Genomic DNA, 11,765 nt, shown 5'->3' with positions numbered 1-11,765 from the left:
GCGACGTCGAGCGCGGGAGTTCTGCATCTCTGTTGATGCCTGAACGCACAGTCAGCAGCGCTCGGGAAGTGCGGCAGCTGTAGGCCGCTGTCTCAGATCGCGCTACGAGCGGATGCGATCACGGGCACGCTCGCGCGCGCGGAGTCGCAGTCTGTCGCGAACTTCATCGTGGATCGTGTTTGATGTCTGTTCGGCAGTCTCTGCTGACACGACCAGCGCATATCGGATGGTGTTACCGGCACGGAGTCGTTGGGCATCGTCCATGCACTCGACGTGGATCGGGAAGGCATCGCCATCTACGAAAGACATCGAGCGGGTGCCCTGCACGATCTCGTGTTGAAGGCTGCCTCGCCGCACGGCGTTGTGCTCTGCATCGGTTCGGTCTCCACCCGCCAGGGTCGTGTCCGGCGTGCTGAAGTAGACCTTGGCGCTGCGGTACCGAGTGAGCTGGCCGACCGTTGGAGCCATGAATGCCAGCGTGATGGTGAAGCGGTGCCATTCCGCTTTCGCTCGGAGTGAGGGAGGCAGTGGGAAGCCGTAAGTATGGCGCTCGTTCCGTGCGATTTGACCGCCGGCAACGAGGACCGCTCGGTTGGATGCGGCTTCGCCGAGTCTGCTGAGGTCGAGGCGACCGTAGCCGAGCAGAGCCGTCAGCTGCCGCCGAGCGTCCTGGCCATTGAGACCAAGACCGTTGCGCAGGCTGTTCTCCCAGGCGCCCCAGCTGCTTGCATGGGCAAGGAGGGCACGCACGAGCAGCGGGTGGTACTGCGGATCAGGAAGGGGTGCGTCTTCGGGGTCGCGGTTGTCGGACTCAAGGAGGTCAAACAGCCTGCTGGCTTCACGGGTGACGAGCGCGGTCGCGTTACTGGTGCCGTTCGTGAACACCGTGCTGTTGGTAGCACCGCCTCGTCCCGGAGCGGCCACCTGCAAGCCGGGTCCCGTCGCGGCGGTATGAGCCAGGCCGACGGCAACGTCAGTCTGACCGGGCAGGACGATGGGGCGCGTGTAGAGGGCGCGACCTCCGGAGTGATGAAGGTCCGGCTTGACCGACCGATCGACGCCGGGCCCAACAGACCCATAGTGTGCGGGAGCGTCCGGGTGGGTGATGTCCCATACCGTGTCCGGAACCTCGATCTCACCGAGGCCGTCTGAGTGCGTGGCGCCGACGGTGAGGGCGTTCAGGGCGTCGCCAGGCGGAAGGATGCCGCGCAGCAGCGCCGTCTCGAAGCCGTCCCGCATTGCAGCCAGGCGAGCGGCCTCGGTGTCGTGCGCGGCATCGGCGGGGATCGTGAACTCGTCGGTGTGGTTGCCCGCGCTGACGACGAACAGCAGATTGTACGAGTGGGCGAGCCAGTCCAGCAGGCGCCCGACGGGGCTCATTCGGCGCGTGAGTGCTCGCGTCTGCGCGCCAATGGACAGGTTCACAACCCGGACGCTCGGCGCTGCGGCAGGTTGGTTCCCCTCGCCTTTCACAATCCGTCTGATTGCGCGGTGAAGGACGTCGGTGAGCAGACGATTTGGGACTACCTGCTCGTGTCCAGGCATGAACTCGTGGGGCTGCAGGATCGGTCGTACGTAGAGCGGACGATCAAGCGGTGGACCGCCATCAGTGAGGTCGCCGTGAATGATGAGTGACGCCATGGCGGTTCCGTGGTGGCGAGCCGCGACGGGGTAGTTCTCACCGATCTCATCAGGGTCATCGATCGAGAGCCGACCTTGGAGCGCGTCGTGGTTGGTGAACGGCAGCCCGTCGAGCAGCGCGATCCGAGGCTTGCCTTCGATTCTGTCGCTGCGAGCAAGTTGGGTTTGAGCAACTGGCTCAAGAGTCCCTGGCGCAACGCTCATCGGGGTGAAGGGGCTGACGAACATGACATCATCAGTCGTGAGGAGCCGAATGGCCGAAGCTCCGTTGGTCAACACGGACTGGACCTGCTGGATCGGGAGTTCAGCCAGGAGCGCGTGGTACTCGATCTCTCCGATCTGCGAGCGATCCAAGACTCGCCCGGCGCTGGAAGTGATGACTTCCTCGACGTGCGCCTCGGCAGCCGCACGCTGGGCGGCATCACGCCTATGCCAGAGCTCGACTTCGACGAGGACGGTGCTTACTGACTGACCGACCATGCTGAGAGTCTCTTCCCAGCGCTCTCGTAGACCAGTCTCACGGATGCGGTCCTCAGCGCCCCACCGACGTATCGCTGTCAGTTGCTGGAAGGCCGTCTTGAACTTGCCGAGCCCGTGCTCGAACGACGCGGACGGGTCGGCCTGCCATTGAGCGAAGAGCCGGAGTAGTTCGTCGATCGCTTTGGTGTTGGACATGACCAGGTACAGCGAGTGCGTGACGCGCTTGTCGGTCCGTCCAGCTTCACGCTCCCTCATGTGGAAATCGTCGTCGGGGTCAGATTGATCCCCGAGAAGCTCAGACAGAAACTCCAGGCCATCGATCCGGTTGATCGCGTTGCGGAAGTGTGATGTCTCAGGACATGGGTGACGGTTCTGCATCAGGACATCGGTGACACTTCTTGTATCAGGACATCGGTGGCAGTTCTTTGGGTTTGGGTCCGCGGGGCCTGCCGTTGCCGACGTAGCGGATGCCGGGTGGTGGCCAGAGGTGTTCGACGATGAGGGTGCCGCGTTCGTCGAAGACCATGATCCCGGCGGGCTCGTAGAGGACGAACACGTCCTGTCCGCGCATCGGGTAGCTGATGTTGAAGATGCAGCCGCGGACCTTGATTGATCCGTTCGGATGGACTGTCGCGACGCGGATCCCGTCGAGCACCCGACCGTTCGGCGAGGGTGCCGGCGGGAGCGGATCGTTCGGCTTGCGTTTGATGGTTCGAGGTCTGGGCGGGGTCGCTTTCTGTGTCGCTTCCCACGCCTGCAACGGTGTGATCCGGCCGGGCAACGCCTGATGCGGGCGTTCGGTGTTGTAGATGTGGTCGAACCGGTCGACCTGAGCCTGCAGTTCTCGGAGGTTGCCGGCGATGGGCTGCTTGTCGAGGTAGCGGAACAAGGTCTGGTGGAACCGCTCGTTCTTGCCTTGCGTGGTCGGCTTGTAGGGCTTCCCGGTGATCGGTTCGACGCCGAGCCGGGACACATACTCGACGAGCTGCCCGATGATTCCGCGGCGTGAGGGGTTCAGTGCGATGCCGTTGTCCGACAGCAGCCGCTGAGGAACACCGTGACGTTTGATCGCCTTGCGGACCACCCGGATCGCGTCTCTGGAGGTCTCGCCGACGGCGGCGTGGGACGCGACGGCGTAGCGGGAGTGGTCGTCTATGAGCTGGAAGATCACGCATTTGCGGCCGCCGGCGAGGACGTACTCGGTCGCGTCGAGCTGCCAGCATGCGTTGGGCGCCGGATACACGAACCGGCGATACGCGGCCCGCGGCTTCTTCCTCGGCTCGACTCGGGCGACACCGGCCTCCCGGAAGATCCGCGCCAGAGCAGCGATCGACGGCACCGGTGCCATCCCCAGGGCGATCATCTTGTCGTGCACGCTGATCGGCCCGTGATCCAGCCCGGACTCCTCCAGCGCGCGCCGCACCCCCACTGCCTGAACCTTGACGTCGTCGGCGATGGCCGTCGGGCTGGACTTCGGTCGCCGGCTCCGCGGCTCGAGCGCCGCGGCCTGCCCCTCGACGAGGGCGCGATTGCGGATCGCGTAGAACGTCTTCCGCGAGATCGAATGCTCCGCGCAGAACGTCGTCACTACCCCACGCGGCGCATCCGGCGGCCACTGCGCGATCGCGAGACGGACACGAGGATCGACAGGCTCAACACGGCTCATCCCTCACAAATAGAGGAGAAGTGTCACCACCAAACAGCCCCGAACTGTCACCGATGTCCTGATGCAGACTCGTCACCGATGTCGTGAGACATGACATCGCGTTGCGGAAGTCCTTGACGCTTCCCGCCAGATCAAACACGACCACGAGTGCGGGGTCGATCTCCTCTGGGGTGTCTGCGCTCAGACGGGCACGTTCGGCTTCGAAAGCCGCGGCCAAGTCCTTGAACTGAGGAGTCAGGCGTTCACCTTGTCGCCCAGCGCCCGGCCTTGACAGACGTGGAAGATCACGCGGGGTCTGAGTTGGCCGCGCTACAACCTCCGCCGGCCCGAACGCAAGGAGCGGTCTACGCTCAACTGTCACCCTGCCGCCTGACCTCGGCGGTGTTCAAGCCGTTCTTGCACGATCCGGCGGATGTTGTCATCCGGAAGTTCCAGTACCGCACGGCGGCGCACATCAAGTGCGAACTCTTCCAACTCGGCGAAGCTCGCGCCGGCCAACTTGTCAGCGAGGGTCCGAGGAGCGAAACCGAGGTCGCCTCCGAGGCGCTCAGCGAGACGTTCGAGGAATCTCGTCGCCTGTGCGCGGCTAGGCGCTCCCAACTCCGTCCGAATCTGGAACCGTCTCCATGCCGCCCGATCCAGCAGCTCGCCGTGGTTCGTTGCGCCAACGAGGATCACGTGGGGTGGCAGTCTGTCGATTTGGAGCAGCAGCGTCGACACCACTCGCTTGATCTCGCCGGTCTCATGCTCGTCCGCTCGCTCTTTGGCGATGGTGTCCAGTTCGTCGAAGAACAGCACGCAACGGCGAGTCCGCGCGAACTCAAAGGCGTTGTCAAGCCGTGCGGCCGTTTCGCCGAGGAAGCTCGACATCACACCTTCGTAGCGGATCACGTAGAAGGGAAGCATCAGTTCTGCCGCGATCGCTTCGGCCACACTCGTCTTCCCGTTTCCAGGCGGGCCGGACAGCAGAAGGCGGTTGCGCGGCTCAATACCGTAACTACGCAGAAGTTCCGCGCGCTTCTGCTCCTCGATCAGTTCGGTAACGACTCGCTGCGGGACCGGTGCAAGTTCGAGTTCATGTAGCCGACGGTTCGGTACGACCTCATGCACGAGATCGCGGATCGCCGCTGCTCGGTCGTCACGGACGGGTCCCTGCCCCGTCGTCGTGATGAGTTGCGAGAGCCGATCAGCGAGAAGATGATGCTGGTTGGCGCGCTCTTCGGCGATGACCGACTCAACCAGCACCTTGAAGCGTTCCCGATCACCGCGGCGTTCGGCCTCGACGAGGTCTAGGAGTAGATCAGCGCGCGCCATCGTCCCGCCTCCTTCAGCCGTGTCGTCATGTGGGTTCAAGTCTACTGGCGTGTGGCTCCGAGGCTACTTGGCCGCGCCGACATTCGACCGTCCGCACCCTGGAGCCGCCACTGGCCCTACAGCGCCCGCGACGGACCGCCTCTTGACGGGCTCCGAACCACATGAGCATCATCCAGGGCTTCAGCGGCCACTCGCGCTTGGTCGAGCGCGGCGCGCGCCCTTGCGGCGTCGATCTTCTGTACGGCCGACTCGGGCGGGGCTCCGAGCGGTGCGTCGTCGGTGATGCGGTAGCGGTCTCGGTAGGCGGCGACTACGCGGGCGGCCTTGCGCCAGGTCGCCGCTCGTCGTCGGTCGTTCGGCTGCGCTCCAAGGGCCTTCGTCCACGGCACGCTCTCGGTCAGCGCGCCGTCGAGTACGGCGTCGGCGCGTGCCTCGATCAGCTCCTCTCGCTCGTCGAGCGCTGCTCGCATCTCGACGTCGATGACTCCATGCGCCTGTGCAAGGAGGCCGGCGATGAGTCGCGGTGGCTTGCGAGTCCTGCCGGAGCCTGCGGGACGCGCTGTCGCACGCTCCACCCGGTAATGAAGGACGGCGGCGATGTCGTCGGCGTCGCTGAACCCGCGCGCGGCGACGAGGCGGGGCAGGAGCGTATCGACGTTGTGGTGGTTGGCTTCGGCGCGGCGCAGTTCGGCCGTAAGCGGGCCAAACGCCTCGGACTCGATGGCGCTCTCGGCCTGGTCCTCGGTGAGCCCGGAGCCCCGGACGAGGGTGGCCCAGCGGTCGTGTTGAGCTGCGGCGGCGATGGTCTCGTACTCGGCGGCGAGTTGAGCGATGGAGCCCCACTGTTCCTGTTCGGCCACGATGGTCTCGTGCGCCGAGAGTTCGGCCCCGCTGTGCTGCAGAACGCCGTACAACACGCTTCGCGCCGTAGCATGCGGATCGTCGCCGGGGTGCGGCTGCGCATGGTCGTCTGCGCGGTCGAGAGCCACGTAGGCGTGGTTCGAGTGCCGTCCTCGGGTCATCGCGACGTAGAAGGTCTCTCTGGTCGAGGTCGGTTCGACCAGTACGTGCGCAGTGTCGGTCGTGACGCCTTGGGCACGGTAGGCGGTGACTGCGTAGCCGAGATCGACATGTTCGGCTACGTACGAGGCTGGGAGGAGGATGCTGCCGCCGAACCTGCGTCCATGCTTGCGGGCCTTGATGGTTCCGTCGTCGCGGACGGTGGCGCCGGTTCCGTAGTCGCGTGCGATGGTGATGGTTCCGTCGTCGCCGACGGCGGTGATGGTCCAGATGTCGCCGTTGCGCAGCCAGTCCCGCCCGGCCAGGGTGCGGAGGTTCCTGCTGTTCTGTCGCGTGATGATGGTGTCGCCGACGCCTGCGGCGGTGCCGTCGCGCAGCTCGACTTCACGGTCGGGGTTCAGCGTCTTGTTGAGGATCAGGTCGGCGCGGGCGCGACCGTTCAGAGCGGTCACGTCTTCGTGGGTTTCGGCGATCAGCACCGAGACGAGCCCGGCGTCGCGGTCGGCGCGCCATGCGTTGTAGGCGGCTTCGGTCATGGCCTCGGCGTCGCCGTCTTTGATGCGCTCGTGGGCGAGGTAGGTGTCGATGGCCGGGGTGCGTCCGTGGCGTAGCTCGAGTGAGGCGGTCTTCTCCCAGGGGTGGGTGAAGCGGTGGACGTCGACCAGTTCGGGGGTGTCGGCTCGGTCTCTGGCGATCATCGCGAACGCGCCGCCGGCGTCCACGGATTGCAGTTGGGCGTAGTCGCCGACCAGCAGCACCTTCGCTCCGGCGTCCTGGGCGAGGTGGGTGATGCGGTCCAGTGACAGGGTGCCGGCGAGGGAGGCTTCGTCGATGATGACGAGTTGTCCCGCCTCGAAGGTGGTGCCGTGGATGAGGTGGTTCTGCCACCACTTCGTGGTGTTCTCGGTTGCGATTCCGAGGTCGTCGGCGAGAACCTGTGCGGCGACCGCTGACGGTGCGAGACCGACGACGGAACCGGGGCCGTGCTCGGCTTCCCAGGCGCGGCGGAGCGCGCTCATGGCGGTTGTCTTGCCCGCCCCGGCGGGGCCGACCAGCACGTCGAGCATCCGTCCTGACACTGCGATGCGGGTCAAGGCGTCGGCTTGGTCGTCCCCGAGCATCCGGCCGTCCGCGTCGGGGCTGCGCGTGATCCTCTCGACCGTTGCGAGCTGCACCATCGGCCCGTCGAGGTTGGCGGCTCGTTCGAGGAGTCTGTCCTCCGCAGCGAGCTGGGACTCGGAGGTGAACACGGTCGAACCCTTCGGACGGAACACCGAACTGCCGTCTGACCGACGGAACACAACTGGCGACGCGGCGAGTTCAGGTGGTGTCAGGCGGAGCGAGACGAGCTCGGCGGCGTCGGCGACCATCGCGACGATGGCTTCCCGGTCCTGCATGGCGGCGAACCGCCAGCCCATCGTCTGCCGGGATGCCTCGGCCATGAGATTCCATCGTCGCCAGGTCGAGCGCTTCTCACCGACCACCTCGACGACCGAGCGTCCCAACTCGCCAATCACGTCGAGCGGCACATCGTCCGCGCGCAGGAGCAGCGGCTTGTCGTTGTCGGTGACCTGGCGCGCCCACGTCGTCGCGTCCCGCCCCAGCGTCTTCGTTGCGCGGGCTCGCCACTCCGTGGTGAGGTCCGCCAAGGACCGGACCTGCTTCTCAGGCCGCGTGGCCAGCGTGGCTTGGGCCCGGAGCTTGAGGATCGTCGCGTTCGAAGGTTGGCGTCCGTGCTGAGCGACGTACTCGGCAATGAGCCGGTTCTTCTCGACGTCGATGTGACGGGCACGGGTCGAGAACTCCGAGACCAGCTCTTCCGGAACCCCCGTAATCACCCACGCCGGATTCCGGTCCCGACCCATCTCGCGCGCTTCCCAGGAGACGCCGAAGGTGCGGGTCATGTGGTCGGCGAACACGGCTTCGTGTAGTTCGGAGAGCGCGACGACGGCGGCGTGCATGGGTCTGCCGTCGAGCGAGCGCCACTTGCTGTCGAGGACGGTCTTGGCTTTGTTGCTGATGACCACGTGCGTGTGGAGGTGGGGGTCGCCGGCTCGGGAGTCGAAGTGATCGAATGCGGTCGCGATGAGTCCGGTGACATCGACCTGCGCAACCGCGCCGTCCCCGGCGGTTGCACCCGTCCGCGTGGCTGCAACCTCGCGCTCCATGAACGCAACCACCTCCGCAACCGCACGATGATGCACCTCCGCGATCAGTGCCTGGACCCCCGCATCGGCTACCGCCCACAGCACCGACGCGGACTTCGGGATCGAGAAGGTGAAGTCGAAGCCGGCCACCGCACGGCGTGTGCTCCGGACCGTCTCCTCGGCAACGATCTGCGCGACGGCCTCGCCCTTGGCGCCAGGCGTCATCGTCGGCTCGAGGTCTGCGATCCGCGCTTCGATCCGCGCTTCCTGGCTCTTGTAGGTCGGGAAGGCACGACCGAGTGGTTGGTCGGTGATCGGATCGTGGCCAGTCCCCATCAGGAGCTGGAGTTGGTGTTCCGATACTCGGTCGCCGACCTGAATCTCGCCCTTGCCGAGGGCCGCTACGCCTGCGCCGAGCCAGCGGCCGGGCGGTGTGCCTTCTTCCATGTAGTAGCGAGTGAGCGGCGTGGAGAGTGGCCTGTCGCCGTCGGCTGCCGCGACCGTCTTGAGCAGGTACTTGTAGCCATCACCCGCCGACATCACGCGCATTGAAACCGTCATGCTCGCCTCCGCTCCTGGTGAGCAGGTGAGCACCCTGTCCGGTGACTTCTGCCGCGGTAATGCCCGGCTTTACCTCGATCTGCAAGACGCGTGTGACCTCGGATGGCGGTCGGAGCTGAGGCCGGAGATGGAGGACCTCGGGCGGCGGCAAGCGAGGGCTCATTCGAGCAGCAGGCGCGTGTCGGAGCCGTGCACCTGACAGGTGACCAGCTCGGCATCAGTTCTCGATGAGGCACGGATGCCGAGAACGACCGTCACCGGAGCAGACTTCATGCACGACCTCAACGCCGACGGCGAATCGCGACTCAGGATCGGGTCGCTGTTCAGCGGCTACGGCGGCCTCGACCTCGCCGTCGAGCACGTTCTCAACGCCAAGACCGCGTGGTTCTCCGAACTCAACGAGCCCGTCGCCCGCGTCTTCTCACACCACTGGTCAGACGCCCCGAACCTCGGCGACATCCACGACCATCGACTGGAACCAGGTCGAACCCGTGGACATCCTCATCGGCGGGTTCCCCTGCCAAGACATATCCACCGTCGGCAAGCGCGTCGGCATCGCACCGGGCACGCGCTCGGGGGCTCTGGGCACACATGGCCGCAGCAATCGACGCGCTCCAGCCCGAATAGGTCGTCATCGAGAACGTCCGTGGGCTGCTGTCCTCACGCGACGAGCTCGGCTACATGGAACTCGACCGCCGCGGCGCCGAACTCCTCTTCCAGGTCCTCACCGAACGCGAAGAGAAAGCCTCCGTCGCGATCGCCTCGAACGAGTCTTTCTCGGGGTGGACCAAGACCTTCACTGACCCGCCGCTGTGCGCCGCGATCGTCGACCGGCTCACCTTCAACGGCACCATCATCGAAACCGGCACCACCTCCTACCGGCTCAATCACACACGTCAGCGACAGTAGTGATCCACGAGCAGTTCAGAGGTAGCGGCAGATGGACTCCGGTGTGCAGGCTTCGGACGCCGTTGCGGCCGCCTGCGCGCGAAGCTCGACGATGCTCCCTCGCAGGGCACTCAGCTGCTCAAGCTGCTCGTCGATCTCCACCAGTCGTCGGTCAAGCAGGTCCTGAACGTGCGCGCACGGGGAACGTCCCGCATCGCGAATATCAAGGATCTCCGCGGTCTGCGCGAGGGTGAGTCCCGCAGCCCGAGCCCGGTCGATGAACTCCAGCCGCTGCACAGTCTCGTCACCATAGTCGCGGTAGCCGGCGGGCGTGCGTTCCGGCGGCCGCAGCAGCCCTCGCTCCTCGTAATACCGCACCGTCGACGGTCTCGTCCTCGCCTGCTCCGCGAGCTCTCCGATCCGCATCGTTGGCACCTCCGCCGCGGGCTTGACCTTCAAGCATGCTTGAAGGTCAATTCTGTCATACGTGCCCGGATGAGCGGTCCGGGTCCACCACGAGGAGGCATCATGACACAGCACGGCGAGCTCGATCTTGCGGTAATCGGCACGGGCGGGGCGGCGATGTCCGCGGCGATCCACGCCCGGCTCGAAGGGGCCAGCGTGGTGGCCATCGAGTCCGGAACGCTCGGCGGCACCTGCGTGAACGTCGGCTGTGTGCCCTCGAAGACGCTCCTCGCAGCTACGCACACCCGCCACGCCGCCCTCACGAACCCGTTCCCCGGTGTCCCGCGTCAAGTAGTTGGCAGGGATTCTTCGATTTCGAAGTTGGGGATGGTCGGGTCGGCCAGGCCCATGTGCACCTCTATCGGCCGGTTCCAAGCGATCGCCTCATGAGGGCGGGTCTCGTTGTACTCGATGCGGTAGTCCTCGGCGCGTTCGACGAGGGTGAGCGCGTCGGGGATGTCGTCGAGGAACAGCCGTTCGTACTTCAGCGTCCCGAAGCCGCGTTCGCGTGATCCGTTCTGCCCCGGTGACTTCACCCTGGTGCGGACGTGTCGCAGTTCGGGGTGGCGCATGATGAACAGCTCGAAGTTCATCGATCGGAATGGACCGCCGTTGTCTGTGACGATCGTGACGACCGGCAGCAGCTCGCCGGTCTCGTCGTCGACCTGACATTGGTCGACGAGGGGGTGGCCGAACAGGGTCACGTAGTCGACGAGGGCGAGTTCGATCGCGGCGATCGCGTCGTGCTGGTTCGCGGTCGGCGAGGTGTGAAACGGGTGCTCGAGCTTCGAGTACCAGTCCCGGCAGCCGGCGATCCTCCAGATCCCACCCTGGGTGGTCTCGAACTCGCTGAAGTCCAACTGCCATACCTGGTTCGGGCCGGTCGGGTTTCGTGCGAACGCGGCCTTGCGGTTCTTCGCGAGTTCTCGACGCTGCTTCTGGTACTCCGATGGCAGGATCAGCCCGTCATCGCGCAGCAGCCGCAGCACGGTCGCCTGGGACACCTTGTGTCCGTCATGGCGGGTCATCGCCCAGATCTTCCGGTGGCCCCACTCCGGCTTCTTCAACGCATGCGCGACCACCAGCGGCCGGGCCGCGTCTCGCGCCGGCTGCGGCCACGGGCCCTTCGGCGGCCGGTCAGTCTTCGCCTTGGCCTGCCAGCGCCGCCAGGTGCGTTCGGGCATGTCGATCAGCTGACAGAACCTCGCGGTCGACATGCCCGCCTCGGTGCGGATCACCTCGAGGTCCTCGAAGGGCCCAGGCGGCCCTCGGCGCTCTTCTTCCAGACCCGGATCTCGACCGCGGCCTCACCCAGCGCCTGGGTGAGCTCGGCGACCTCGTCCTCGAGCTGCTGCTCGCGGGTCGAGGGCTTGGACTTACCCGCCTCGATGCCGGCTCTGCCGCCCTCGAGGAACTGGCGCTTCCAGTTCCCGATGGCCTGCTCCGAGACCTTCTCACGGCGGCCCGCTTCAGCGATCGTGATCTCGCCCTGCAACACGGACAACACGATGCGGAGCTTCTTCTCCACGGGGATCGTCGGTGGACGACTCATGACATTCAGACCTCTCAGCTGGGGCGTTACA

The 11,765-nt window shown here is 65.8% G+C and carries 7 protein-coding genes and 3 pseudogenes; 3 read left to right on the top strand and 7 right to left on the bottom strand.

The features are described 5' to 3' along the window. Window positions 1-102: 102 nt before the first annotated feature. From AB2L57_RS06295 to mobF, 4 genes and pseudogenes are all read right to left on the bottom strand, one after another. The gene (locus tag AB2L57_RS06295) at window positions 103-2,499 is read right to left on the bottom strand and encodes a S8 family peptidase (RefSeq protein WP_409048344.1); all 2,397 of its coding nucleotides are present in this window, start codon (window positions 2,497-2,499) and stop codon (window positions 103-105) included. After that, window positions 2,499-3,709 (bottom strand): annotated as a pseudogene (locus AB2L57_RS06290) (integrase core domain-containing protein). Before AB2L57_RS06290 ends, AB2L57_RS06295 begins: the two are co-directional and overlap by 1 nt. A 435-nt stretch (window positions 3,710-4,144) precedes the next feature. Further along, a complete protein-coding gene (locus tag AB2L57_RS06285) occupies window positions 4,145-5,101 on the bottom strand; it encodes an AAA family ATPase (protein ID WP_055344166.1) in 957 nt (318 codons plus the stop codon). 116 nt (window positions 5,102-5,217) lie between these two features. After that, the gene (gene mobF / locus AB2L57_RS06280; protein WP_409048343.1) at window positions 5,218-8,829 is read right to left on the bottom strand and encodes a MobF family relaxase; all 3,612 of its coding nucleotides are present in this window, start codon (window positions 8,827-8,829) and stop codon (window positions 5,218-5,220) included. A gap of 227 nt (window positions 8,830-9,056) precedes the next feature. Between mobF and AB2L57_RS06275 the strand changes: the two are divergent. Both AB2L57_RS06275 and AB2L57_RS06270 read left to right on the top strand, forming a co-directional pair. Then, window positions 9,057-9,347: pseudogene (locus AB2L57_RS06275) on the top strand (hypothetical protein); the annotation flags it as partial. Window positions 9,348-9,495: 148 nt separating this feature from the next. Then, window positions 9,496-9,738: pseudogene (locus AB2L57_RS06270) on the top strand (ATP-binding protein); the annotation flags it as partial. A gap of 15 nt (window positions 9,739-9,753) precedes the next feature. On the opposite strand, the gene AB2L57_RS06265 reads toward AB2L57_RS06270, so the two are convergent. Beyond that, window positions 9,754-10,143 carry a heavy metal-responsive transcriptional regulator gene (locus tag AB2L57_RS06265; protein WP_409048681.1) on the bottom strand — a complete coding sequence of 130 codons (390 nt, stop codon included), beginning with the start codon at window positions 10,141-10,143 and terminating at the stop codon, window positions 9,754-9,756. Between the two features lie 69 nt (window positions 10,144-10,212). On the opposite strand from AB2L57_RS06265, the gene AB2L57_RS06260 reads away from it, so the two are divergent. Beyond that, window positions 10,213-10,572, top strand: coding sequence for an FAD-dependent oxidoreductase (locus tag AB2L57_RS06260; protein WP_409048680.1), 360 nt, complete (start codon window positions 10,213-10,215; stop codon window positions 10,570-10,572). Here the strand turns inward: AB2L57_RS06260 and AB2L57_RS06255 are convergent. Beyond that, window positions 10,470-11,420 (bottom strand): integrase core domain-containing protein, encoded by a 951-nt coding sequence (locus AB2L57_RS06255; RefSeq protein ID WP_036296135.1) that lies wholly within the window; start codon window positions 11,418-11,420, stop codon window positions 10,470-10,472. The two genes, AB2L57_RS06260 and AB2L57_RS06255, sit on opposite strands and share 103 nt — an antisense overlap. Next, the gene (locus AB2L57_RS06250; protein WP_081766164.1) at window positions 11,417-11,734 is read right to left on the bottom strand and encodes a helix-turn-helix domain-containing protein; all 318 of its coding nucleotides are present in this window, start codon (window positions 11,732-11,734) and stop codon (window positions 11,417-11,419) included. Before AB2L57_RS06250 ends, AB2L57_RS06255 begins: the two co-directional genes overlap by 4 nt. Window positions 11,735-11,765 lie beyond the last annotated feature (31 nt).

It is taken from the genome of Microbacterium sp. HA-8 (assembly GCF_046111165.1).
Taxonomy (GTDB): Bacteria; Actinomycetota; Actinomycetes; order Actinomycetales; family Microbacteriaceae; genus Microbacterium.
This window is presented reverse-complemented; position numbering and strand designations above follow the sequence as displayed.